Source organism: Lederbergia lenta NBRC 16444, assembly GCF_001591545.1.
In the GTDB taxonomy this organism is placed as follows: domain Bacteria; phylum Bacillota; class Bacilli; order Bacillales; family Bacillaceae_C; genus Lederbergia; species Lederbergia lenta.
In genome coordinates this window covers 1-25149 of sequence record NZ_BCVC01000003.1, presented here as the reverse complement: position 1 = coordinate 25149, position 25149 = coordinate 1, and the positions used below count along the sequence as shown (strand labels likewise).

Genomic DNA, 25149 nt, shown 5'->3' with positions numbered 1-25149 from the left:
ACAACAGATGTTTTGGGGATATAGAAGGCCGGACGGAAAAGTAGGTGTACGTAATCATGTTTTAATTTTACCTACTATTACTTGTGCCACTCAGGCAGCGCATCAGATCACGCAACTTGTTCATGGGACAGTCAGTTTCATTCATCAGCATGGTTGTACACAAGTGGGGGACGATTACGAGCAAACATTCCGGACATATTTAGGAATTGGTCTTAATCCGAATGTATATGGTGTGGTTGTTCTTGGACTTGGATGTGAGACCCATCAAGCCAAAAGTGTTGCGGAGGAAATTGCCAAAAGTGGAAAGCCTGTAGAAGTTGTCTCTATTCAAGAGAATGGAGGAACATTGCAAACGATTGCTAATGGAGCAAAAATTGCAGCAAAAATGGTCCAGGATGCTTCTGCTGTGATGAGAGAGCAATTCCCAGTCAGTGAATTGATTATTGGTACAGAATGCGGTGGGTCAGATGCATGTTCTGGATTATCTGCAAATCCTGCCGTGGGACATGTAAGTGATTTAATTGTGGAAGCTGGAGGTACTGCTATATTAGCGGAAACGACTGAATTAATTGGTGCAGAGCATTTGCTTGCAAATCGAGCAGCAGATGATAAAACGGTTGAACGAGTATATGAGGTCATTAAGCAAGCTGAAGGTAGGGCGCTTATGATGGGTGTCGATATTCGTACTGGTAATCCAACACCTGGAAATATTGAAGGCGGTTTAAGTTCACTTGAGGAGAAGTCCCTTGGAGCATCAACGAAATCAGGTACGAGTCCGCTCCAAGAGTTAGTAGACTATGCGGAGATTCCAACTAAAAAGGGTCTTGTATGGATGGATACTCCTGGACAGGATATTGAACAACTTACAGGTATGGTTGCTGGAGGAGCACAAGTCGTATTATTTACAACGGGACGCGGGACTCCAACCGGATCACCAATCGCACCAGTGATAAAAATATCAACTAACACGCCAATGTTCGAGAGTATGAATGATAATATGGATGTAAATGCTGGAACAATTATTGACGGCAAAGAAACGGTTCAAACAGTTGGTCAATTTATATTTGACGAAATAAAATCAGTATCATCAGGGAAATTAACTAAATCAGAAATCTTAAAGCAGCATGACTTCGGCATCTGGAGAATTGGACCAACATTTTAATACCATAGGTTTTGGTCCAGCCCCTATGAGACGCAAAAGTACTTGGACTTCTGTCTAGGGACTGAAGCAGCTAAGGGCGAGAGGAGGATGAAAGATGAAACTGATATTACAGCAAAAAAAGGAAAAATTAATAAATATATTGAAAGAAATGGATAATGTATTAGTGGCTTTTTCAGGAGGAGTTGATAGTACTTTTCTTCTAGCCGTTGCAAAAGAAGCACTTGGTGATAATTTGATTTCTGTCACTGCAGCTTCTGATACATTTCCTGATCGGGAGTTCCAACTTGCTAAGAGTCTGGCGGCAGAATTAAAGGTGGAGCATATAGAAACAAGGGTAAGTGAGCTTGCTAATGCGGAGTTTGTTAAAAATGATTCCAATCGATGCTTCCATTGTAAAAATGGATTATATAATCATTTATTAGAGCTAATAACAACATATGGGGATCGTTATACGATTGTAGACGGTTCTATTATGGATGATTTAGGTGAACACCGTCCTGGAATGGATGCTGCACGAGCCCTTGGTGTACGGAGTCCACTTCAAGAAGCGGACTTTTACAAGGAAGAAATTAGAGAACTTTCTAAAGAGATGGGATTAAGAACATGGGATAAACCATCATTCGCATGTTTATCATCGAGAATTCCATATGGCACAGTAATTACAAGAGAAAAACTGAATCAGCTTGATTTAGCTGAAGATTTCTTGTTAGGAATTGGATTATATCAAGTTCGAGTTCGCCACCATGATCAAGTGGCGCGTATTGAAGTAGATAAGCAAGATATGTTAAGAGTTGTGGAACAACATGAAGCGATATCTCGTGCTTTAAAATCATTCGGGTTTTCTTATGTGGCTCTTGATTTGCAAGGATATCGTTCAGGGAGTATGAATGAAGTGTTGAAAGAGGAAACGATAGTATGAGCAATGGATTGAAAGATGTATTAAAACAAGTCGAACAAGGTTTGATTTCCGTAGAAGATGCAATGCAGAAGTTGGAACCAGAGGAAGCGCTAGGGTATGCGACGCTTGATTTGCAACGTGAGGAACGTACTGGATTTCCAGAAGTAATTTACGGAGAAGGTAAAACACGAGAACAAATATTGGGGATTTTCACCAAGCTAATGGAGCATCATCAGAAAGTCTTGGCAACAAGAGTTTCTAATGAGAAAGCAGTTTATATTATCGCCGAATTACGTAGACTGCACCCAGACGATACTTTTCATTATCATGAAGCTGCCCGAACATTACACTGGATTGCTTCCGGCTATCAAGAACGCTGGAAGGAAGGTTATATCGCGGTTGTTTGCGCTGGTACATCCGACCTTCCTGTCGCAGAGGAAGCAGCAATTACTGCAGAATTAATGGGAAATAAAATAGAAAGAATCTACGATATCGGTGTTGCTGGTTTGCATCGACTTTTAAATAAAGTGCAATTGATTGAAGGTGCCAACGTAGTGATCGTCGTTGCTGGGATGGAAGGAGCTCTTGCTAGTGTTGTTGGTGGACTTGTTTCGAAGCCTGTTGTTGCTGTTCCGACAAGTATAGGTTATGGGGCGAGTATGAATGGAATTGCAGCATTACTTGCCATGCTTTCAAGCTGTGCAAGCGGCGTTTCTGTTGTAAATATAGATAATGGCTTTGGGGCAGGATACTTTGCAGCAACGATGACAAATACGATTGAATCAGCTGTTGATACAGCGTTGACAAGAAAGGGATGTAAAGAGTGAAGGTTCTGTACATTGACTGTTTTTCGGGAATTAGCGGAGATATGATGGTTGGTGCTTTAATCCATGCCGGTGCTTCTCCAGAAAGAATCGAACGCGAATTAAAGAAACTGAATGTGTCTGGATATCATCTTGACTGGAAAAAAGCAATGAAAGAAGGAATTAGTGCGATGAAGTTTGACGTCATTCTCACTAATGAGCACTCCCATAAGAACACTTCTCATAGCGCTACACATGAACATAGCCATAGCCATGCTGATGGACACAGTCATGAACATGATTCCCACGAACATAACCATATACATGCTCACGATCATGACCACCATCATCATGCTCATAAAGGTCATACTCATCACCCTCATAGTCACTATGCTGACATTATCAAACTGATTGATGATTCAGAGCTAGATCACGGTGTGAAAGAGCGGAGCAAACAGATTTTTGCGCCGATTGCAAAATCGGAAGCAAAAATTCACGATATGGCGATTGAAGACGTACATTTTCATGAAGTGGGGGCTGTTGATTCGATCGTTGATATCGTGGCTACTGCGATTGGCCTTGAAGAATTGGAAATTGAAAAGGTCGTCACTTCACATGTTCCGCTTGGCTCTGGCCATATTCACATTGATCATGGCGTATATCCTGTTCCGGCTCCTGCGACGCTTGATATGCTGAAAAATGTGCCGATTGCTCCAAGTAATTTGCCGTTTGAACTGACTACACCAACTGGGGCCGGAATTGTCGTCAGCCAGACAGATTCTTTCGGTACGATGCCTGCGATGAAAGTTACATCAATTGGTTATGGAGCAGGAACAAAAAATATTCCTGGTAGACCCAATGTTTTACGAGTGATGGTGGGAGAACTATTACAAGGAAATGAATATAGTACTGGCCATGCGGAAACAGTTACAGTGCTCGAGTGCCAACTTGATGATATGACAGGTGAAGCATTTGGATATGTGATGGACAAGCTGTTGGATGAAGGTGCGCTTGATGTATATTACACTCCGGTTTATATGAAGAAAAATCGCCCAGGTACACTCGTCACCGTCCTTGCTCCAAATGATCGGGAGGCTCGGTTAAGCGATGTGCTGTTTCAGGAAACAACGACACTTGGGGTGAGGAAAAATACTTGGTCACGGAGCATTTTAGATCGAGAAATTGTGACAGTAGATACACCTTATGGTCCAATTAAGATGAAACAAGCACTGAAAAAAGGTAAATTGCTAAGACAAGTGCCGGAATATGAAGACGTGAAAAAAGCGGCACAGTTATTTGATACAACTTTTCAAGAAGTATACCAAACAGCTCTTCGGGCTGGAAGTAACTAAAGTTTTTCCTATAGAATCTAAAAATCGCCACTTTCATAGATAGTGGCGATTTTTAGATTTCAGTGAATAAGGATGATGCACCTAGATTGGTCGTTTTAATTAAATATTAAAATGTATGTTTAAACATCTATCATAAAGGGGAAATGGATAAGTAAAAGAAAATTTAGGGGAGATACATATGAATACTATTTTTTCGAAATCAAATCAAGATCAAGAAACAAAAGAAGGATCGAATCTTCAAGTTAAGGCTTTCATCAAAGGCGACCCATCACCATTTTTAAACATAGATTATGAAACGACAAAAGTGTACGAACTAACTGATTATACGTTGCGAACACCACTTGAAAAGATGGACATTTTTAATGAACTATTACAATTGGAACAAGACTGCGAGTTAGTGATCTTACCAGTTAAAGAGGAAACGACGGCACTTTTACAAGATATACCTAAAGATGAAGCATATGAAAAGACAGCTTCGCTTTTCAATATGCTTTCCTCGTTAAAAGAAACAGTAGAGCGTGATCGAACCTTTCTTATCGCCGAGGGCGAAGTGTGTGGAGACCTTGTCGATAAACTAGAAGGATTAGGTTTTACATTAAAAGAAAAAACGGAAGCGGAGCTAAAAACAATTGAATTGATTTGAATGATGAACCGATCAAACTAATAGGTGTTGATCGGTTTTTTAATATTATAAACACGACTCCTTCCCTGATTGTTTATATTTTTCCTTAGGTTAGCAATTGTGAATGGTTCCATCTAAGTAAGACTCTATTCATCAATGGTATTAGGGCTCTTCTTCGTTTATGATAAAGGTAACGAGGTGATCACAATGCATATTGTTATTGCAGGGGGAAGTGGCTTTGTAGGTAAAGCTTTGCAAGAACTGTTATTGAATACAGATTACGAGGTGACAATTTTAACGAGAAGTCCTAATAAGATTAAGCAAACAGACCGCCTTCGTGCTGTTCAATGGCTTGTTGATCAGAGTGAACCTGAGAAACAGCTCGGTAAAGTAGATGCCATCGTCAATTTAGCGGGTGAGTCGATTAATGGCCTTAGATGGACGAAGTCAAAGAAGGAACGAATATTAAAAAGCAGAATAATTGTAACGAAGGAAATCAATCGCATCATTAGTCGACTGGAGAAGAAACCAAAAGTATTAGTGAATGCGTCTGCTGTCGGATATTATGGCATGTCTGAAGAAAAAACATTTACAGAGGCAGATGGGTCTCCGGGAACGGATTTTTTAGCTGCAGTTGTGAATAAATGGGAAAAGGAAGCGCGGAAAGCCGAACAGTACGGGGTTCGCACAGTGGTAGCACGATTTGGAATTGTTCTTGGCCAAGACGGTGCTCTTCCACTTATGGCATTTCCCTACAAAATTGGTGTAGGTGGTACTATTGGGTCTGGGGAGCAATGGGTATCATGGGTACATGTGGCAGATGTCGCAGGTATGATTCAATTTGCTATCGAGCATCAAGAAATATCCGGACCATTGAACGTCACTGCTCCTAAGCCATTGAAAATGAAGGAATTTGGAAAAACGATTGGGATAGTTCTTCATCGTCCGCACTGGTTACCTGTTCCAAGTTGGTTACTCAAAGGTTTATTAGGAGAAATGAGTGAAATGCTCATTAACGGACAGCAGGTCCTACCAAAAAAGGCACATACCCATGGGTATGTATTTAAATATCCGAATCTAAATCAAGCATTGAATGATAGTTTTTGAAATAAGTGAGATTTCGCTATGAAAAAACTAAAATTGGTTTAAATCTATGAATCTGCTATAATTACTATGAAATACATATGTGGAATGTGGGGGAACCAGTATGGCTGGTTGAGATAGTGTCCTAAAGATGCTGACCCTTTGAACCTGCTCTGGTTAAGACCAGCGAAGGGAACGTCAATTCATTTATTAATGAGTGTTCTTACAGACGCCCGGGTTCTTGTCCTTGGGCGTTTTTTTCGTATTAGCGGTTCCTTTTCCCTATTACTACTTTAGGAGGTTCAAGGAATGAAGAAGTGGTTAATTAGTATGGTTGTTTTAATGTTATTAGTAGGTTGTAGCTCAGATGCAGATGATCAAAAAGGTAAGAAGAATGATGAGCTGAAAGAAATATCCGTTGTATTAGACTGGACTCCTAATACGAATCATACCGGATTATATGTGGCAAAAGAAAAGGGCTTTTTTAAAGATGAAGGCTTAGATGTGGAGATTATTATGCCAGGAGAAGCTGGTGCTGATCAACTGGTCGCTTCAGGTAAGTCCGAGTTTGGCGTTGGTTACCAAGAAAGCATTACAGAAGCAAGGGTGCAGGATGTACCAATCGTTTCAATCGGGGCAGTCATCCAGCATAATACATCTGGCTTTGCTTCACCTGCTAATAAAAGTATACAATCACCGAAAGACTTTGAGGGGAAAACGTATGGTGGCTGGGGTGCGCCAGTTGAGCAAGCAGTATTATCTTCGCTCATGTCTATCGAAAATGCGGATATTGATCAGCTTGAGACGGTAAATATGGGGGATACAGACTTTTTCACAGCTGTAAAAAGGGATATTGATTTCGCTTGGATATACTATGCCTGGACTGGTGTGGAAGCAGAACTTCGTGGAGAGAAGATTAACATGATATATTTAACGGATTATACGGACAAACTGGATTATTATACACCTGTCATCACAACGAATGAAAAAATGATCAAAGATGATCCTGATACAGTCAAAGCATTTATGGCGGCAGTTTCCAAAGGCTATGAATATGCTATCGAAAATCACGAAGATGCTGCAAATATTTTAATAAAAGCTGTGCCAGATTTAGATCCGGAGCTTGTGAAAAAAAGCCAAGAGTGGCTTGCACCAAAATATCAAGATGACGCTCCAAGATGGGGAGAGCAAAAACTAGAAGTATGGAAAAACTATACAGAGTGGATGTTCGAAAATGATTTACTTGATAAAGAAATAGATGTGGAAAAAGCATTTACGAATGAATTTTTACCTAAATAGGAGGTTTTAAAAATGGCAAATGCATTAATTAGCATACAAATAATACCGAAAACAAAGAACGGCGAGGATGTTATCCCTTATGTTGATGAAGCGATTAAAGTCATCGAGGATTCAGGTGTGAAATATCAAGTCAGCCCATTGGAAACAACGATGGAAGGTGAAATGTACGAGCTAATGAACGTGATCGGAAAAATGAATGAGAGGATGATAGAAATAGGTAGCAGAAATGTTATCTCTCAAGTGAAAATTTTATATCAGCCGAATGGGATAGAAATGACCCAGTTAACGGAGAAATATCGCTGATGACGTCTATGTTCAAAAAAGGATGGAAACCGATAGCGGTTCTCATCCTTTTACTATTTATTTGGGAATTAGCAGTAAAATTAGCGGATTTGCCAAAATGGTTGTTACCGGCGCCGAGTTCTATATGGGAAGAAGCAGTGAAAGGATTTGAACAATTTCTACCACATATGCAGTCAACAATCGTACTTGCAACAGTCGGGTTTGTGATTGGATGTTCTGTAGGACTTGTTGTTGCGATAGCGTTACACTTGCTTCCTGGTGTGCGAGAGGCTATTTATCCCCTGCTTATTTTATCGCAAAATGTACCAATTATCGTACTAGCACCACTACTCGTTATTTGGTTTGGCTTCGGGCTATTACCAAAAATGATCGTGATTACCTTGGTTTGTTTTTTTCCAGTGACAATTGCTGCTCTTGGCGGTTTTCGCAATACACCTTCTGAGATGAAGCATTATATGTTGATGGCAGGAGCATCGAAAATACAGCTTTTTTCCAAGTTAGAGTGGCCCAATGCGCTACCTGCTTTATTTTCTGGCTTGAAAATTTCCGCAACCTATAGTGTGATGGGGGCTGTTATTTCAGAATGGCTTGGTGCGAAAAATGGAATAGGTGTTTATATGACGTTAGCCTCCTCTTCGTTTCGGACAGAGCGCGTTTTTGTGGCGATTATTGCGGTGATGATCTTAAGCCTGCTCTTTTTTTGCCTCATTACTGCAGGTGAACGACAATTTGTGAAATGGGGAAGAAAGGAGGAGCGGTAATGATAGGGACATTAGAGATCAACGGATTGACGAAAAGCTTTGAAGGCAGGGAAGTTTTAAAAGAAATCGACCTTGAAATGAAAGAAGGGGAATTTCTAACGATATTAGGTCCATCCGGAAGCGGGAAGAGTACATTATTTCATTTGATTGGCGGTTTGCTTCATCCTGATCAAGGAACAATTATGTTAGATGGAGAAAATATTACCGGAAAACGAGGGCTCATTAGTTATATGCCTCAGCAACCTGCCCTTTTTCCGTGGAGGACAGTTTTGCAAAATGTATTATTAGGACAAGAATTGCAAGGGAAAGTAGAAAGAGAAAAAGCACTAAACATGATAAAACGAGCAGGACTGGAAGGATATGAACAGTCCCTTCCGGATGCATTATCTGGCGGTATGAAACAAAGAGTCGCTTTTATTCGCGCATTATTAAGTCCGCAATCACTCATTTGTTTAGATGAACCTTTTTCTGCACTGGATGATTTTACTCGGTTGGAAATGCATCAATGGCTATTGTCGATTTGGGCTGAATACAAAAAAACGATATTGTTCGTAACGCATAATATTGATGAAGCTCTTTTTCTATCTGATCGGATTATCGTACTTTCATCAAATCCAGCTACAATAATTAGTGAGTTTGAGATTCCATTTGAAAGACCACGGAGTGAATCATTATTATTATCTGAGGAATTTCTTGAATGGAAACGTAAGCTTAGCCAAAGTATTTTACAAAGAGGTACTGCACATGAATAAAATGATTGATTCTCATATCCATCTAGACCATTATAGTGATGAGGAAATAGAGTTAATTTTGACATCCTTAGACGAAGGCTATTGTGAGAAATTAATCTCTGTTTCTTATGATCTGAAATCATGCAAAAGGAATCTAAAGCTTGCTAATAAACATGTGGAAGTAATGTCCGCATTTGGGTTTCATCCAGAACAGGAACTGCCTTCGGAACATACAATAAAAGAGCTATTTTCTTGGATGGAAAAGAATAAAGATAGGATGGTAGCGATAGGGGAAGTAGGCTTGCCTTATTATTTTCGTACAGAAAACAAATCTACTATAAAACACGAAGCTTACATAGAACTTCTAGATGCTTTTTTGAAACTCGCAAGCCAATGGGATAAGCCGGTGATTCTTCATGCTGTTTACGATGATGCGCCAATCGTTTGCGATTTACTGGAAAAGCATTATATTCAAAATGCGCATTTTCATTGGTTTAAAGGGGATAATGTTACAATTGAACGAATGATAAGGAATGGATACTATATCTCGATCACTCCTGATGTATTATATGAGCAAGAAATCCAAGAACTTGTAAAGAAGTACCCACTCGAGCAATTAATGGTGGAAACTGATGGGCCTTGGCCATTCGAGGGGATTTTTACTGGGAAGATGACCGAACCAAAGATGATTCATGAATCAATATCTGTCATTGCAGAGTTAAAAAAGGAAGAAATCACAAAGATATACAAGACGATATATGGTAATACGAAAAACTTTTATCGTATATAAAAACGGCTTAATGGACGAATCCATTAAGCCGTTTTCCCTTAATTATTCTACAAAATGTACGTTTTTCAATTGGTAAATACCAGATGTATCGATTTCGAATCCGTCAATTTTATTGCTGATACCTGTTAGGTATTCTTGGTGATGAATGAATACCATTGGTGCGTCTTCGACTAAGTGTTCTTGAACTTGATTGTAAAGTTCCACACGCTTTTCAGGATCTGCTTCACGTCGTCCTTCATCAAGTAGTTTGTCCACTTCAGGATTTTCATAGAAAGCACGGTTACCAGGATTACCTTTTTGTGATGAGTGGAATAATGCGTACATACCATAGTCAGCATCGCCTGTTGGATTAGACCAGCCAAGGATAAACATATCATGTTCGCCAGCAGCTGATTTTTCTAGGTAAGCACCAAATTCCATTACCTCTACGTTTACATCGATATTAGCTGCTTTTAATTTTTGTTGAACTAAAATAGCTGTATCCATACGTTGTTGGTTGTCATTTGTCCAGATCGATGTTTTAAATCCGTCTTCATAACCAGCTTCTTTAAGTAGTTCTTTCGCTTTTTCAACGTTATGTTCAACAACAGGAACATCTTCATTATATCCAAAGATGCCAGGTGCAAGTGGACCATTTGCTTGAATTCCAATTCCTTCATATACACCTTCGATGATCTCTTCTTTGTCTATCAACATTGCTATCGCTTGACGAACCTTCACGTCATCAAAAGGAGCTTTTTCAGTATTAAAACCAATATAAGATACACTTGAAGATGCTTTTTGGTTAACAGTTGCATTGTCTGAATCATTTACTTGCTTTACTTCATTCGGCTCTACTGGGTCGGCAATATGTGCGTAGCCAGTTTCTAAATCTGCGATTCTTGTTGCACTTTCAGGAACTACTTTGAAAGTAACTGAATCAACGAGCGCCGGTGTATCCCAATACTCTTCATTTTTTACAAGCTTGAGTTGAGATCCTGTTTCCCAGCTTTCAAACTTGAAATAGCCAGTCCCTGCAGGTTGCTCTGAAATAACTGCTCCAGGCTCTTTACCATTTTTCATTCCTTCATAATCAGCCGCAATTGTTTTCGGACTCATCATGCCGCCCCCATTATGAGATAAATGTGCTAATAATGGAGCGAAAGGATATTCAGTTGTGATGCGAACGGTTTGATCATCTACAACGTCTACACTTTTCACCATTTCAAACAAGAAGAATCTTGGTGAAGCGACCTTAGGGTCACGGATACGATCTAAATTCGCTTTTACTGCTTCTGCATTAAACTTTTCGCCATCGTGGAATGTCACGTTATCGCGAAGTGTAAATTCCCAAGTGACATCATCACTCTGTTCCCACTTTTCAGCAAGACTAGCTTCGATTTCATTTTTGTCATTACGTTTTACTAATGACTCATAAATATTCGCATGAATATTGGAAGAAACGACATCGTTTGAGCCATGGGTATCCAATGATGAAGCATCTGACAATACATCTAGTATAAGATCGCCGCCAGCTTTAGCTTCTTCTGACCCACTTTCTTTATTTTGATCATCTGCATTATCTGCATCTTTGTCGCTTCCACCTGCACATGCTGCTAAGAATATGGAAAGGACAAGCGTTAAGGCTAAAAGCCAAACCTTGCTATTGTTCCTCATGGTATATTTCCCCCTATAATAATGATTAGACGAGTTGTCAGAAAAAATATAACACACTTTATATTCAGTAACAACAAATATTAAATATATTATAGATTAATAATATTCAGTATAGTAGTAAAATTAACTATTAAATAGTAAGCGTTGCAGTAAAAGGGTCTAACTGTGAGTTGAGTAAGTGAAAGATTGGTGAATTTCCATTATTTAATTATTCAAAAATAGTATTTTTAGTATTTTCAATGTTTACTTTTAAAGAGTAAGTAGGTTAATATAGTTAAGATGAAAATTTTTTGGCTGGAAGGGGTGTTTGTCTATGGCTCAACAGACGGTGCAGCCTACTGTTCGAAAACAGTCAAATCCAAAAGTCGAGTATTATAAAACCATTTGGAAAAGGCTGAGGAAGAACAAAGCGGCTGTAGTTGGAGGCATATTAATTCTGTTTTTTATTGTTACATCAATTATTGGACCGTTATTTACATCTTATGATCCGAATGAAGTAGATATATTGAATAAGGTTCAAGGACCTTCAGCGGAACATTGGTTTGGCACCGATAATTTCGGGAGGGATATTTTCACTCGAATTATTCACGGTATGAGTCTAACATTGTTTGTTGGCTTTTTCTCCGTAGTTATTGGTGGAGTGATTGGAGTCTTCTTTGGTGTAATCTCAGGGTATTATGGAGGCGTACTAGACACGATCATTATGCGAGTTATGGATATTTTGCTTGCTTTCCCTGGAATTATATTAGCGCTTGCTATTGTGAGTGTCCTTGGTGGTAGTTTGACGAACGTAATCATTGCAGTGGGGATATTTTCTATTCCAGCATTTGCAAGGATTGTGCGGGGATCAACCTTAACTGTCCGAAAATTAGAATATATTGATGCTGTGAGAGCGCTTGGTGCATCAGATGCACGTATTATATTTAAGCATATTTTGCCAAATGTAATGTCCCCAATTATTGTACAAGCTACGCTTCGAATTGCCACAGCGGTTTTAACTGCGAGTGGTTTGTCATTTCTTGGGTTGGGAGCGAAGCCGCCGACTCCTGAGTGGGGAGCGATGCTAAGTGATGGACGTTCGTATATGGCTGAAGCGCCACATATGGTATTAGTGCCTGGAATTATGATTGTTCTAGTTGTGCTAGCTTTTAATATTTTCGGTGATGGGTTGAGAGATGCACTCGATCCAAAAATGAAGAAGTAGGGAGGGTGCAGAAACTTGACTAAATTTATTATTAGACGTGTATTACAAACAATTCCGGTGTTAATCGGTGTTTCTATTTTAGTATTTTCATTGATGCATCTTATTCCCGGCGATCCTGCACAAATTATCGCAGGAGAAGGAGCATCAGACAAAACAGTTGAACAAATCCGTGAGCGACTTGGATTAAATGAGCCCGTTCATGTGCAATATTTTTCTTATATTTCGAATGCTTTACAAGGGGATTTAGGGAGCTCTATTAGAAGCGGACGAGCTGTAATGGATGAAATTCAGAGTAGGATTTGGGTAACAGTGGAACTAGCATTTTATTCAACTCTACTTGCTGTTTTTATCGGATTGATTGCTGGGATTATTTCAGCTGTTCGTCATTATACATTGTCAGATATTTCAATCATGATCGTTGCTTTGTTTGGGTTATCGATGCCGAGTTTCTGGATGGGACTTGTCCTTATTCAATGGTTTGCAGTTGGAGTAGATTGGCTCCCGTTGCCGGAGTTTTTACGAATGAGACCTTCCGGTTGGGGTGATGATTGGCGTCAGGTAATTTTACCAGTTATTACTCTTGGTACTGGTGGGGCTGCAATTATTGCACGAATGACTCGCTCCTCGATGTTAGAAGTAATTGGCCAAGATTACATACGAACAGCGCGAGCAAAGGGTGTCTCAGAACGCTCCGTGATATATAAGCATGCTCTGAAAAATGCGATGATTCCAGTAATTACAGTTGTCGGCCTTGAATTCGGGGCGTTCCTCGGAGGGGCGGTATTGACAGAAACGATTTTTGCCATTAATGGAATGGGCCGCTTGACTATTGATGCAATCCGTCAGCGTGATTTTCCAATTGTTCAAGGAACAGTACTAGTAATCTCCGTTATATTTGTGTTTGTAAACTTAATTGTTGATATTTCCTATCGATTACTTAATAAACGAATTGACTTAAATTAATAGAATAGACTGGACGGAGGTGAATATTTCATGAAACAGACTGAACAGGCAGTATTGGATGTTCGTAATCTAAGGACTTCATTTTATACAGACGATGGTGAGGTGCGGGCAGTAGATGGGGTGAGTTTTTCCGTCCCAAAAGGTAAGACCCTTGGGATAGTAGGTGAATCCGGTTCGGGTAAAAGTATTACATCTCTATCTCTTATGCGCTTGCTTCCAGCTAGTGGAAAAGTCAAAGAGGGGGAAGTATTGTTTAAGGGACAGAATCTTCTCGATTTATCTGAGAAAAAAATGCGTGCGGTTCGAGGTAATGTTATTTCAATGATTTTCCAAGAACCGATGACATCATTAAACCCTGCTTTCACTGTTGGTGAACAAATCAGTGAAACGTTGATGATTCATGAAAAGCTGAATAAAAAAGAGGCAATGAAAAAATCAGTAGAATTACTTACATTAGTTGGTATACCATCTCCTCAACAACGAGTGAAACAGTATCCATTCGAGTTGTCAGGAGGGATGCGTCAACGGGTTATGATAGCAATGGCCCTTGCATGTAATCCGGAGATCCTCATTGCAGATGAGCCAACGACAGCATTAGATGTTACTATTCAGGCACAAATTTTAGGTTTGATCAAAGATTTACAACAGCGTTTGGATATGTCGGTCATATTCATTACGCATGATCTTGGTGTAGTCGCTGAGACGTGTGATTTTGTATCAGTCATGTATGCTGGGCAAGTGGTAGAGTACTCAGATGTGATATCTTTGTTTAAAAAACCAAAACACCCATATACAGTTGGATTATTGAATTCTTTGCCGCGTCATGACATCGAGCAAGAGAAGTTGATTCCTATAAAAGGTAATGTGCCTAATGCACATGAGATGCCTGTAGGATGCAGGTTTGCACCGCGTTGTCCGTTTGCTACGGACCTTTGCAGAACGAAGATGCCAGAATTGATTACTGATGAGGAAGGCAACCAAATCCGTTGTTGGATCTATTCAGATCAATGGGATGGCGATCCGGAGGTGAGTATTTATGGCGAAAAAAGAACTGCTCAAGGTTGAAGGTCTTAAACAATACTTTCCTATTAAAGGTGGTTTCCTTGGGCGGACAGTTAATCATGTAAAAGCAGTTGATGATATTAGCTTCACTATATATGAAGGTGAAACGGTTAGTATCGTAGGTGAATCCGGCTGTGGAAAATCGACAACTGGACGAGCAATTTTGCGTTTGGAAGAGCCGACAGAAGGAAAAGTTGCTTTCCAAGAAGTAGATTTAGCTTCCCTTTCCAAAAGAGAAATGCGGAAATATCGTAAAGACTTACAAATTATATTTCAAGATCCATATGCTTCTATTAATCCACGCCAAACAGTGGCGGAAATATTAACGGAAGCAATGGAAATTCAGAATTCTGTACCAAAGGAAAAACGCCGGGAGCGTGTGCTTGAATTATTGCAGACTGTTGGTTTGAATGAATATCAGGCAGATCGTTATCCGCATGAATTTTCAGGCGGTCAGCGTCAAAGAATTGGAATTGCAAGAGCATTATCTGTAGATCCAAAGTTGATTATTTGTGATGAAGCAGTTTCTGCACTTGATGTTTCTATTCAAGCACAGGTGTTGAACTTACTTGAAGAATTGCAGGAAAAGTATAATTTAACTTACTTATTCATCTCGCATGACCTTGGTGTTGTTCGTCATATTTCAGACCGCGTCATCGTTATGTATTTGGGGAAAATAGTTGAAATTGCTGATAGGAACTCTTTATTCGAAAGTCCACAGCATCCATATACAAAAGCTTTGCTTTCGGCAATTCCAGTTCCAGATCCGGAACATGTAAAGTCACATATCGTACTAAAAGGTGACGTCCCATCTCCGATCAATCCGCCAACTGGATGTCGTTTCCATACACGTTGTCCATTTGCACAAGAACGCTGCATGAAAGAAGTGCCAGAATTGAAGACCCATGCAAATATGAAGGAAGGCCATCAAGCTGCATGCCACTTCATAGAAGAAATTCAAAGTGGAGAAATGAATGCGAACTTTGAAAAGAAAACATATGCTTAAATTTTTTGATCAACTCATTATTGGGTTGATCTTTTTGTGTGAATAAAAGGTATCTATTAATATAGAAAAAACTCGTTTTGGCGGTAATATTGCCAGACAAGAAATGTTTTGATTAGATGATAAAAGGAAAAGGAATAAGAAAGACTGGAGGTCATTTCATGAGTCACGAACCAACACAAAATAAGATTAATCGAGAGAAAACATTGGCAGAACGAAATGAAAAAGACAAAGCTTTTAAGAAAGATGAAGTGAAACAGGCACAGCGGGATCAATTGCTCATGCCTGTGGATGATATCTCAGATCAACTCATTGAAGAACGCGAGGAAAACGAGAGAGATAAAAGAGGATCAGCAGGTAGGAAGGATATTTAATACAATCTAGCGCCTTTTTAAGAGGAAGCGTCCTAGTGCAAATATGAAAAAGTTGCTTACTAGCCGTTAACGTGAAAATACTGGCCGTGGCAAAAGATATACTAGCCGTTACAGTACTTTTAGTGGCGGTCACACAGCACTTACTGTCTGTGATCCTCCCTTACAGGCTAAGTGGCAATTTTCGACAAAGATCTCATAAGAAGAACCGATAATCCTTTTCACTAGGATTATCGGTTTTTTCAGTTAGGAAGCAGACTGTAACTTTTTCTGAACTGCCTTGCTTTTTCCGTTTTCCGATCTTCTGCGTTGGAAGATGTTGTTGAGTATCAGAGCTATGATAACAAGGGTAATTCCAATCAGGTCATAAACCGTTAGTCGGTGACCTTGAAGGAAGGTAACGATCACTGTAGTAATGGGAACAAAGTTAATAAAGAGTAGCCCATTCACAGGTTTAATAATACTAACTCCAACATTCCAACCAAGTAGTGCAATCACTCCTGGGAAAATAATCATAAATACCAGATCCCATTTCACAGAATAAATCGCTGATATTTTTGGTACCTCCACCCAGCCCAAGGTTGTTGCAAAAAGGACTAGGATTGTAGCTGTGACTGTTCCGTATAAACAAGTAAGTGTGGAATAACGAAGCGCAGACCAGCCCGAAAACTTGCCGCCTCCCATCGTATAAATAACCCACCCAATTACTGAAGCGAAAATGGCGAAGATAGGAATTAATTGATTGCCCATAGATGAGAAGCTATTCAGATCCCCTTTAGTGATAACCAATAAAACACCTATAAAAGCGATCATGATACAGCTAATCGTGTATATTTTAGGACGTTGCCCATGTAATAGCCATAAAATTAATACAGAAATCATTGGCATCAGTGCTTCCATTATGGAGGCTAATAAGACTCCAGAGTTTCCCATTGCATCTTGGCCCCAAAAGATAAACAAATTATATACAGTGAAAGCCATTGTTCCGAAAAACCAAAGAGGGAACCCTTTCCCTTCAGATTTGAATGCTTGTTTACCTTCTTTAAACCATAACATGATAGCTAAAATAATGACGACTGGGATATACCTAAAAATAGTAAAATAAAAAGGTTCAATATATTGAAATGAATGATTAGCGACTGGAAACATCGCTCCCCAAGATATACTTGCTATTAGACATAAAAAGGCACCATACAAAAAACTCTTCTTCACGTTGTTCCCTCCGCACACGATTCAATATTCTTCTACATACTATTTAACATTAGTGTATCCATCATGTAAAATGATTAATAGTGATATAAGGTATCATTATTTATGATGGCAGAACGTTCGAAAAGGCATTTTCCTGCCTAATAGTAAGGGGTGATTTTTTATATGGAGTTGAAAGATTTATATATTTTTATGAAGGTTGCTGAAAGTGGAAATATTAGTAAAGCTGCAAAAGAATTAAATTATGTTCAATCCAATGTATCAGCAAGAATACAAAGGCTAGAAGAAAAGCTTAACACGCCGGTTTTTCATCGTCATAATCGAGGGATTACCTTAACACCTGAAGGGAAACAATTGATTACCTATGCAGAAAAAATATTATCATTGGTCTCAGATATGGAGAAAGCTTTTCTTGATGCGGATACGCCCACGGGTAAACTGAATATCGGTTCTGTAGAAACCGTGATTCAATTACCGTTTATTTTGTCGAATTACAATAAAAAGTATCAACATATCGATTTATCATTGACAACAGGAGTGTCAGAGCAGTTAATTGATGAGGTGCTTAATTATCGATTAGATGGTGCGTTTATAACAGGGCGAGGAAATAGAGTTCACCCTGATTTAGTGCAATATGATGTATTTGAAGAGGAGCTTGTACTTATTTCTGATACGAATCCTGTAACAGTCGAGGAGTTAAAGAGAAAACCTTTTCTAGTCTTTCATTCAGGTTGTGGATATAGGGCGAAATTGGAAGAATGGTTAAGGGACGAACAAGTAACTACTTCGAAATTCATGGAATTAGGAACACTGGAGACAATATTAGGGAGTGTGTATTCAGGTTTAGGTGTTTCTTTTGTACCGCGCTCCTCTGTAAAGTATCATGAAGAGCGAGGATTCATTCAGTGCCATAGTATTTCTAAAGAATATAGCAAAATTAAAACAGTCTTTATTCGTAATAAAGAAGCATTTCTCACGGCTTCACTAGAGAAATTTATTGAAACAATTGAAGAGTATAGACATAAGGAAGGGCATGAGTTTCCATTTAAATAGGCTTCATAGAAACTGATCGTCATATGAATACCCGGACATCCTTGAATATTATTTATATACTCATATTTTATAGGCAATGAAAGGCAGAAAGGAAAGATGTTATCGATGGTAAGAAATGTTTCAAAAAAGATGATTGTTTATGAATATTTACAAGTGTTATTTGGCGCAGGACTCGTAGGCTTCGCATATAATGTATTTTTACTACCAGCACGTCTTGCGGCTGGAGGAGTTTCTGGCATTAGTACAATTTTATATGAATTATATCAATGGAACCCTGCGATCGTTCAATTCGCTCTTAATTTGCCCTTATTTCTCATAGGCTTAGTTATCCTTGGTAAGGAATTCAGTGCAAAGACATTGCTCGGTACCTTGTCTGTGCCTTTTATTATTTGGCTGACACAAGGAGTTGATTTACATCTCACTGAACCGATGCTAGGTGCAATTTATGGTGGAATTGTACTTGGTATTGGGCTTGGTATCGTATATAGAGGTGGTGGGTCAACAGGAGGAACAGCAATGATTGCTCAACTCTTAAAAAAATACACCGGCTTTTCAAGTGGATTTGCACAGTTGCTTGTAGATGGCTTGGTTGTTGCAACATCAGCTATCGTATTTAACTTAGAGCTTGCTTTATTTGCGTTAATTTCCATCTATGTGACGAGCAAAGTTATTGACTTCGTTCAACTCAATACATCACCGACAAAACTGGTAATGATTATAACTGAAAAAGAAGAGGAAATTCAACGGATTATCCGCGATGAGATTGACAGAGGATTGACAAAGGTAAAATCACTTGGTGGTTATTCGAATAAAGAAAGATCGATTATTCTTTGTGTAGTCGAACAATCTGAAGCAGTTTACTTAAAAAAGGTCCTCCAAGAACAAGAACCAACATCATTCGTTATTTTTCTCAATGCATCAGAGATATTAGGTAGAGGATTTTCTCAGGAAAAAATTCATGGCTATGGAAGTAAGAATGAAATATAAGGAAGAAAAAAATGATATTACATCTTGACATATTGATTTTAAAAAGTTAAGATGATAAATAATTCAAACTTTAAAAAATATTTCAGGCAGTGATGAAGAGAAGTAACTATTTTGTCGTACTATAGAGAGCTGGTGGTCGGTGGGAACCAGTGTGCAGAAATGGTGAATGGACTTCTGAGCCTCCAAACTGAACCTTGTAAAAACAAGTATTAGGATTTGGCGCATATGTCTTGGCGTTACTAAAGACGGGCAATAAGTAATTCTTATTTGTTGCCGGCAAAGTGAGCTGTATTTTTCAGCTAATGAAGGTGGTACCACGGGTTCCTCGTCCTTTGGATGAGGGCCCTTTTTGTGTTTTTTAGGTTACGTAATGTTATTTCTTACTATAATATCGTATATTAGATGAATATTTAAATCGATGATTAAGAAGAGTACACTTTGTTTGTTGCCCAAAGAGAACCGGTGTTGGTGAGAATCCGGTGCGAACAACATAGTGGAATGGACTTATGAGAGATGCCTTGAAAGTTGAGTAGGGGTATCCGGCTTCCACCGTTAAAAGGATAGGGGATCGATCATCTTATTCGGTACCCAATGAGACGAAGAAGTAATTCTTCAATAGAGGTGGCACCGCGAACTGAACGCCCTCTGTAAACACATATTAACTGTGGTTACGGAGGGCTTTTTATATTATAAAAAAGGAGAGGATTATAATGAAACTGTATTTGCAAAAGCTAATGGCTGGAGAAAGTTTAACATTGGAAGAAATGACCGAAGCGGCTCGAAAATTGTTTGCAGGTGAAGCTTCTGAAAGTGAATCAGGAGCATTGCTTGGCTTGCTTGCGCTTAAAGGAGAAACTGCCGAAGAAATTGCCGGGCTTGTTAAGGCCATTCGTGAACGCTCAACAGCAATTAGTGGAATTCAAGGAAGTGTTACAGATAATTGTGGAACAGGTGGAGATGGGTCGAAAAGTTTTAATATCAGCACAACTTCTGCCTTTGTTATTGCAGGTGCAGGAATTACAATTGCGAAACACGGCAATAGAAGTGTCTCGAGTCAAACGGGAAGTGCTGATGTACTTGAGCAGCTAGGTGTATCGTTAAATAGCAGTCCAGAAGAGACGGCAGAGTTACTTAAAGAAAATGGTATTACCTTCTTGTTTGCCCCTAATGTTCATCCAGGAATGAAAGCAGTTATGAAAGTCAGACAGGATTTAAGGGTACCTACAATATTTAATTTAATTGGACCACTGACCAATCCAGTTCAGCTTGATACGCAGCTGCTCGGCATTTATCGTCGCGATAAACTAATGCTAATGGGGGAAGTTCTAAAGAAACTCGGCCGAAAAAGGGCTGTTATTATTAATGGAGCTAACCATATGGATGAAGCATCACTAGCTGGGGAAAATCATCTCGTTATTTTGGAAAATGGTGAATTAAAGAAAATGATTTTACGACCGGAAGAAGTAGGGCTTCCAACATATTCTATCGATGAAATTGCCGGTGGGGATGCGGATCGGAATGCACGTATCATGATGAGCGTGTTGAAAGGTGACGAAGGACCGTTTAGAGATACAGTCATTTTAAATGCCGGTATCGGAATATTCGCACATGGAAAAGTGGATACCATTCAAGCAGGTATTCAACTAGCTAGGGAGAGTCTTGACTCTGGAGCTGCTTTATCAAAATTAGAATATTTAATTGAAAAAAGTAAACAATCAGCAAAGATGGGAGTGGTTTAATATGACAATACTAGACAGAATACTTGCACAAAAGGAAATTGAGGTAAGGGAATTAAAAGCAATATACAACGCACATAAAGTAGAGACAGTCCAAGAAAGACCTTCATTATATGATAACTTTCAACAGACAGAGAAAATAAACGTGATTGCTGAAGTGAAACGTGCGTCGCCATCAAAAGGTGCTATTAATGAGAACGTGGACCCAATAAGCCAAGCGAAACAATATGAGCAAGCTGGAGCAGGTGCTATATCGGTTTTAACGGATGTAACCTTCTTTAAAGGGTCGATGGCAGATTTATCAGCTGTAGCAAAAACGGTTAAAGTACCATTGCTATGCAAAGACTTTATGATAGATCGGATTCAAATTGATGTAGCAAAAGATCATGGAGCGAGTGTGATATTGTTAATTGCTGCAGCGATGTCAGAAGATCGCCTTAAGGATTTATACGACTATGCAAGGGCATTAAATTTGGATGTTTTATTTGAAGTTCACAATGAACAAGAAGCAGAAACGGCATTGAAAATCGGTGCTCGCATTGTTGGCATTAATAATCGGAATTTGAAAACATTTGACGTTGATTTAGGTGTAACAGAGCGAGTAGCGTCTATGTTAAAAGGTGAAAATATTTTGCTTGTGAGTGAAAGTGGTATTCGGACTCGAGCTGATGTGGAACAAGTAGAGGCAGCAGGAGCAAAAGCGATCCTTGTAGGAGAAACATTGATGCGTTCCGACAATATTGCAGAGACAATGTCTGATATTCGCGTGCCACTGCTTAAGGCGGTGAAATGAGTGAAAGTGAAGATTTGCGGCATTACTAGCGAAGAAGCGGCATTTGCTGCCAGTGAAAATGGAGCCGATCTTCTCGGGTTTGTGTTTGCGAACAGTACGAGAGAAATTACTCCTGAGCGTGCGGGTGAAATTATTAAAAAGCTTCCTAAGCATGTAAAAACCACCGGTGTTTTCGTCAATGAAACATATGAAAATATTATGCGAATTGCTAGAATAGCAGATCTCGATTATATCCAATTACACGGAGATGAATCACCAGAATTTTGCCGAAAAATATCATTGCCAGTGATTAAAGCATTTTCTATAAATGATAAGGATGATCTGAATACACTTAGAAACTATGAATGTGCATATTACTTACTTGACAGCCCAGGCTTGAAATTTCGAGGTGGTAGCGGAATACCATTTGATTGGAGTTTGTTGACCGACCAGACCATACCTAGGGGAAAAGTAATTTTGGCAGGTGGATTGAATGAAGGAAATGTGGCCGAAGCAATCGCAAAAGTTCAGCCTGCATGTGTAGATGTTTCAAGTGGTGTGGAAACAGAAGGAAAGAAAGATATAGAGAAAATAACAGCATTCATAATGAAAGCAAAAAATGAGGAGAGTGGAAAAGTTGGCAGTTTATACAGCACCTGATGAAAAAGGCCGTTACGGTGACTTTGGTGGTAGATTTGTTCCAGAAACATTAATGACAGCCGTATTGGAGCTAGAAGAAGAGTATGAAAAGGCAATCGTCGATCCAGAATTTACACAACAAATGGACTATTACTTGAAGCAATATATTGGAAGAGAGACTCCTCTATATTTTGCGGAAAATTTAACGGAATTTGCAGGTGGTCCAAAAATTTATTTAAAACGTGAAGACTTGAATCATACAGGAGCCCATAAAATTAATAATACGATTGGCCAGGCGCTCTTAACGTTGCGGATGGGAAAAAAGAAAGTAGTAGCTGAAACTGGTGCGGGGCAACATGGAGTGGCAACAGCAACCGTTTGTGCCTTATTGGGATTGGAATGTATTGTATTTATGGGAGAAGAGGATATTCGTCGTCAGCAATTAAACGTATTTCGGATGGAACTATTGGGTGCGGAGGTTAGAAGTGTATCCCAGGGAAGCGGTACATTGAAGGATGCGGTAAATGAGGCATTGCGTTATTGGGTCGCTCATGTAGAGGATACGCATTATATATTAGGTTCGGTCGTGGGACCACATCCATTTCCGAGAATCGTTCGGGATTTCCAGAGCGTGATAGGCAAAGAAACGAAGCAGCAAATGCTTGAACAGGAAGGGACATTACCCGATGCGGTTGTTGCGTGCATTGGCGGCGGCAGTAATGCGATGGGAATGTTTTATCCATTCGTAGAAGATCATGAAGTGAAAATATATGGTGTAGAAGCAGCTGGTTTAGGAATTGAAACTGGTAAACATTCAGCGGTTTTGACGGATGGTAAAGCTGGAGTTTTACATGGTACACTTTCATATTTGCTTCAAGATGATCATGGGCAAATTGTCGGGGCACATTCCATATCAGCTGGGCTTGATTATCCCGGAGTAGGACCAGAGCATGCCCATTTGAAAGATTCAGGTCGTGTTACTTATACATCAGCTACAGATAAGGAAGCATTAGATGCTTTTCAGTCACTTACAAAATTAGAAGGAATTATTCCTGCATTGGAAAGCTCCCATGCTGTTGCGTATGCAATGAAACTTGCTAAAGAAATGAATAAAGAAGAAACATTAGTTATCTGTTTATCTGGTAGGGGAGATAAGGATGTAGATGCAGTGAGAGAAGCAATTGGAGGTATGAATCATGGGTAAACAGAAACTTGATGCAGCTTTTTCAGCTGTGAAGAATAATGGAGATAAGGCTTTTGTTCCATATATTATGGCAGGTGACGGCGGGGTAGACGCCCTGAAAGAACAAATTTTATTTCTTCAAGAAAGTGGAGCAACAGCCGTAGAACTTGGTATTCCATTTTCAGATCCAGTTGCGGATGGGCCTGTAATTCAAGAAGCCGGACTAAGGGCACTAGCAAATGGAACAACATTATCGGGCATATTGCAAAGTTTAGATGAATGGAAAGAATCAAGAACGATTCCGATCGTTCTCATGACCTATTTTAACTTGATCTTTGCCTATGGAATTGAAAAGTTTGCTAAGCGTTGTGAGGAGGTAGGTGTGGACGGATTAATTATCCCGGATTTACCTTTGGAAGAAGAAGAGCTTGTTACACCTGTGTTTACAGATCAAAAAATTGCGCTGATTAGACTTGTTTCTCCAACAAGTCCAAAGAGCAGAATAGAACGAATTGCTAAAAAGACAGAAGGATTTTTATACGCTGTGACAGTAAAAGGGACAACAGGAGCAAGAACCCAATATGAGGAAGGCCTATCAGCATATTTACAGGAACTTCAAGCTTTTTCTGCTGCTCCCGTACTCGCAGGTTTTGGAGTTTCTTCACCAGAACAGGTGAAAGAATTAGGAGCATCATGTGATGGAGTTATCGTTGGTAGTAAAATTGTGGAATTATTAGCTGCTGGAAAGCGGGAGCAAATCAAGGAACTGATTGCTGCATCTAAGTTGAACAAGGCAACAGTCGATTATATTTCGTAAACCCTACACATCCTCATTTTTTGTCTTTTCATTTTAATATTATTGTCATATTATTCAGCTTAATGTACTGAAAAGATGGGTATATATAAGGCAAAGGTGAAAAAGGAGGCCGATTTCAATGGCTAAACGATTAAACTCAATGCTTGTTTTGGGATTAGGCGTTGCTGGAGTAGGTGCTAAATATTTTTCGAAGCAAGAAAATAGAGCAAAGGCCATGGATGTTTATCAATCGGTTAAAGATAAAGTTGTATCATTATGGTGCGAACAAAATCCAAGCGCTTGTGAAGATCTTGTAGAAAAAGCAGGAAATCCAGACCCTTATGATTTAGGTGATTCTAGGATGGTAAGTGAAGGTGCAATGTACAGTGTAGATTATTATAATAAAGAAGAGCAACAACAATAAAGGCTATTAAAAATCCTCTGGAGTAACCTAATCCTAGGGGATTTTTTTATTCGCTATTTTGGAAACCATGTTATGATATGAATATTATAAAAAGAAAAGCGAAAGCGCCTGTTAAGCGACGTACAACCTGCGCCCACAGGATGTGGGTGCGTCGACGTTGCCACAGGACGTGGCGGTTTTAGTCGAGGATCCTTGTTGTTTTCTGACGAGATAAAGGAAACACGGTAAGCCTGCAAGGCGAACCGATGTTGACTTATCGTAGGAAGAATCGTGAAGTTTGCTAGTCG

General features: G+C 39.4%; 26 protein-coding genes, 1 riboswitch and 2 other annotated features. Of the genes, 24 read left to right on the top strand and 2 right to left on the bottom strand.

From position 1 onward, the window contains the following. The first annotated feature begins 7 nt into the window (after window positions 1-7). The 11 genes from BLE01S_RS12325 to BLE01S_RS12275 all read left to right on the top strand — a co-directional run bounded on the left by BLE01S_RS12325 (window position 8) and on the right by BLE01S_RS12275 (window position 9804). The gene (locus tag BLE01S_RS12325) at window positions 8-1162 is read left to right on the top strand and encodes a UxaA family hydrolase (protein ID WP_066143377.1); all 1155 of its coding nucleotides are present in this window, start codon (window positions 8-10) and stop codon (window positions 1160-1162) included. Between the two features lie 94 nt (window positions 1163-1256). After that, window positions 1257-2081, top strand: coding sequence for an ATP-dependent sacrificial sulfur transferase LarE (larE, locus tag BLE01S_RS12320; protein ID WP_066142392.1), 825 nt, complete (start codon window positions 1257-1259; stop codon window positions 2079-2081). Continuing rightward, window positions 2078-2887, top strand: a complete 810-nt coding sequence (gene larB, locus BLE01S_RS12315) for a nickel pincer cofactor biosynthesis protein LarB (protein WP_066142389.1) — start codon at window positions 2078-2080, stop codon at window positions 2885-2887. The genes larE and larB overlap by 4 nt, the downstream gene beginning before the upstream one ends. Next, complete coding sequence (gene larC, locus BLE01S_RS12310; protein WP_066142385.1) at window positions 2884-4215, top strand: nickel pincer cofactor biosynthesis protein LarC; 1332 nt, start codon at window positions 2884-2886, stop codon at window positions 4213-4215. The genes larB and larC overlap by 4 nt, the downstream gene beginning before the upstream one ends. A 178-nt stretch (window positions 4216-4393) precedes the next feature. Next, on the top strand, window positions 4394-4858 hold the full coding sequence (locus BLE01S_RS12305) for a hypothetical protein (RefSeq protein ID WP_066142382.1): 465 nt from the start codon (window positions 4394-4396) through the stop codon (window positions 4856-4858). Between the two features lie 186 nt (window positions 4859-5044). Next, a complete protein-coding gene (locus tag BLE01S_RS12300; RefSeq protein WP_066142379.1) occupies window positions 5045-5944 on the top strand; it encodes a TIGR01777 family oxidoreductase in 900 nt (299 codons plus the stop codon). Window positions 5945-6022: 78 nt separating this feature from the next. Next, a riboswitch (TPP riboswitch) is annotated at window positions 6023-6132 on the top strand. Window positions 6133-6229: 97 nt separating this feature from the next. Next, entirely contained in the window at window positions 6230-7219 is a 990-nt protein-coding gene (locus BLE01S_RS12295; protein ID WP_066142375.1) for an ABC transporter substrate-binding protein, read from the top strand. A 12-nt stretch (window positions 7220-7231) separates the two neighbouring features. Then, window positions 7232-7522 carry a thiamine-binding protein gene (locus BLE01S_RS12290; RefSeq protein ID WP_066142372.1) on the top strand — a complete coding sequence of 97 codons (291 nt, stop codon included), beginning with the start codon at window positions 7232-7234 and terminating at the stop codon, window positions 7520-7522. Continuing rightward, the gene (locus BLE01S_RS12285; RefSeq protein ID WP_066142369.1) at window positions 7522-8283 is read left to right on the top strand and encodes an ABC transporter permease; all 762 of its coding nucleotides are present in this window, start codon (window positions 7522-7524) and stop codon (window positions 8281-8283) included. Before BLE01S_RS12290 ends, BLE01S_RS12285 begins: the two co-directional genes overlap by 1 nt. Before the next feature lie 2 nt (window positions 8284-8285). Beyond that, the gene (locus BLE01S_RS12280) at window positions 8286-9035 is read left to right on the top strand and encodes an ABC transporter ATP-binding protein (RefSeq protein WP_111703599.1); all 750 of its coding nucleotides are present in this window, start codon (window positions 8286-8288) and stop codon (window positions 9033-9035) included. Further along, window positions 9028-9804, top strand: coding sequence for a TatD family hydrolase (locus tag BLE01S_RS12275; protein ID WP_066142364.1), 777 nt, complete (start codon window positions 9028-9030; stop codon window positions 9802-9804). Before BLE01S_RS12280 ends, BLE01S_RS12275 begins: the two co-directional genes overlap by 8 nt. A gap of 42 nt (window positions 9805-9846) precedes the next feature. Here the strand turns inward: BLE01S_RS12275 and BLE01S_RS12270 are convergent, their stop codons facing one another. Beyond that, entirely contained in the window at window positions 9847-11460 is a 1614-nt protein-coding gene (locus BLE01S_RS12270; protein WP_066142361.1) for a glutathione ABC transporter substrate-binding protein, read from the bottom strand. 313 nt (window positions 11461-11773) lie between these two features. Here BLE01S_RS12270 and nikC point away from each other — a divergent pair, with 313 nt between their 5' ends. The 5 genes from nikC (at window position 11774) to BLE01S_RS12245 (ending at window position 16066) form a co-directional block, all read left to right on the top strand. Continuing rightward, window positions 11774-12664, top strand: a complete 891-nt coding sequence (gene nikC, locus BLE01S_RS12265; protein WP_066142358.1) for a nickel transporter permease — start codon at window positions 11774-11776, stop codon at window positions 12662-12664. A 15-nt stretch (window positions 12665-12679) separates the two neighbouring features. Beyond that, the gene (locus BLE01S_RS12260) at window positions 12680-13627 is read left to right on the top strand and encodes an ABC transporter permease (RefSeq protein ID WP_066142354.1); all 948 of its coding nucleotides are present in this window, start codon (window positions 12680-12682) and stop codon (window positions 13625-13627) included. A gap of 30 nt (window positions 13628-13657) precedes the next feature. Then, a complete protein-coding gene (locus tag BLE01S_RS12255) occupies window positions 13658-14692 on the top strand; it encodes an ABC transporter ATP-binding protein (RefSeq protein WP_066142350.1) in 1035 nt (344 codons plus the stop codon). After that, window positions 14664-15695, top strand: a complete 1032-nt coding sequence (locus BLE01S_RS12250; RefSeq protein ID WP_066142347.1) for an ABC transporter ATP-binding protein — start codon at window positions 14664-14666, stop codon at window positions 15693-15695. Before BLE01S_RS12255 ends, BLE01S_RS12250 begins: the two co-directional genes overlap by 29 nt. 158 nt (window positions 15696-15853) lie before the next feature. Next, the gene (locus BLE01S_RS12245; protein ID WP_066142345.1) at window positions 15854-16066 is read left to right on the top strand and encodes a hypothetical protein; all 213 of its coding nucleotides are present in this window, start codon (window positions 15854-15856) and stop codon (window positions 16064-16066) included. A gap of 243 nt (window positions 16067-16309) precedes the next feature. Here the strand turns inward: BLE01S_RS12245 and BLE01S_RS12240 are convergent, their stop codons facing one another. Further along, window positions 16310-17275, bottom strand: coding sequence for a DMT family transporter (locus tag BLE01S_RS12240; RefSeq protein ID WP_066142341.1), 966 nt, complete (start codon window positions 17273-17275; stop codon window positions 16310-16312). A 162-nt stretch (window positions 17276-17437) separates the two neighbouring features. Between BLE01S_RS12240 and BLE01S_RS12235 the strand changes: the two genes are divergently transcribed. The 8 genes from BLE01S_RS12235 (at window position 17438) to BLE01S_RS12200 (ending at window position 24862) form a co-directional block, all read left to right on the top strand. Then, complete coding sequence (locus BLE01S_RS12235) at window positions 17438-18325, top strand: LysR family transcriptional regulator (protein WP_066142337.1); 888 nt, start codon at window positions 17438-17440, stop codon at window positions 18323-18325. Between the two features lie 105 nt (window positions 18326-18430). After that, on the top strand, window positions 18431-19312 hold the full coding sequence (locus tag BLE01S_RS12230) for a YitT family protein (protein WP_066142334.1): 882 nt from the start codon (window positions 18431-18433) through the stop codon (window positions 19310-19312). An 80-nt stretch (window positions 19313-19392) separates the two neighbouring features. After that, window positions 19393-19648 (top strand) — a binding site (T-box leader). Window positions 19649-19721: 73 nt separating this feature from the next. Beyond that, window positions 19722-19961: a binding site (T-box leader), on the top strand. Window positions 19962-20022: 61 nt separating this feature from the next. After that, window positions 20023-21051, top strand: a complete 1029-nt coding sequence (gene trpD, locus BLE01S_RS12225) for an anthranilate phosphoribosyltransferase (protein ID WP_066142330.1) — start codon at window positions 20023-20025, stop codon at window positions 21049-21051. A gap of 1 nt (window position 21052) precedes the next feature. Further along, the gene (gene trpC / locus BLE01S_RS12220; protein ID WP_066142326.1) at window positions 21053-21841 is read left to right on the top strand and encodes an indole-3-glycerol phosphate synthase TrpC; all 789 of its coding nucleotides are present in this window, start codon (window positions 21053-21055) and stop codon (window positions 21839-21841) included. Continuing rightward, window positions 21842-22480: a phosphoribosylanthranilate isomerase gene (locus BLE01S_RS12215; protein ID WP_066142323.1), complete on the top strand. Its 639-nt coding sequence runs from the start codon at window positions 21842-21844 to the stop codon at window positions 22478-22480. Next, window positions 22458-23663 carry a tryptophan synthase subunit beta gene (trpB, locus tag BLE01S_RS12210; RefSeq protein ID WP_238456040.1) on the top strand — a complete coding sequence of 402 codons (1206 nt, stop codon included), beginning with the start codon at window positions 22458-22460 and terminating at the stop codon, window positions 23661-23663. Before BLE01S_RS12215 ends, trpB begins: the two co-directional genes overlap by 23 nt. Beyond that, on the top strand, window positions 23656-24459 hold the full coding sequence (trpA, locus tag BLE01S_RS12205) for a tryptophan synthase subunit alpha (protein ID WP_066142318.1): 804 nt from the start codon (window positions 23656-23658) through the stop codon (window positions 24457-24459). The genes trpB and trpA overlap by 8 nt, the downstream gene beginning before the upstream one ends. A 118-nt stretch (window positions 24460-24577) precedes the next feature. Then, window positions 24578-24862: a YbyB family protein gene (locus BLE01S_RS12200; protein ID WP_066142315.1), complete on the top strand. Its 285-nt coding sequence runs from the start codon at window positions 24578-24580 to the stop codon at window positions 24860-24862. Window positions 24863-25149: the final 287 nt, after the last annotated feature.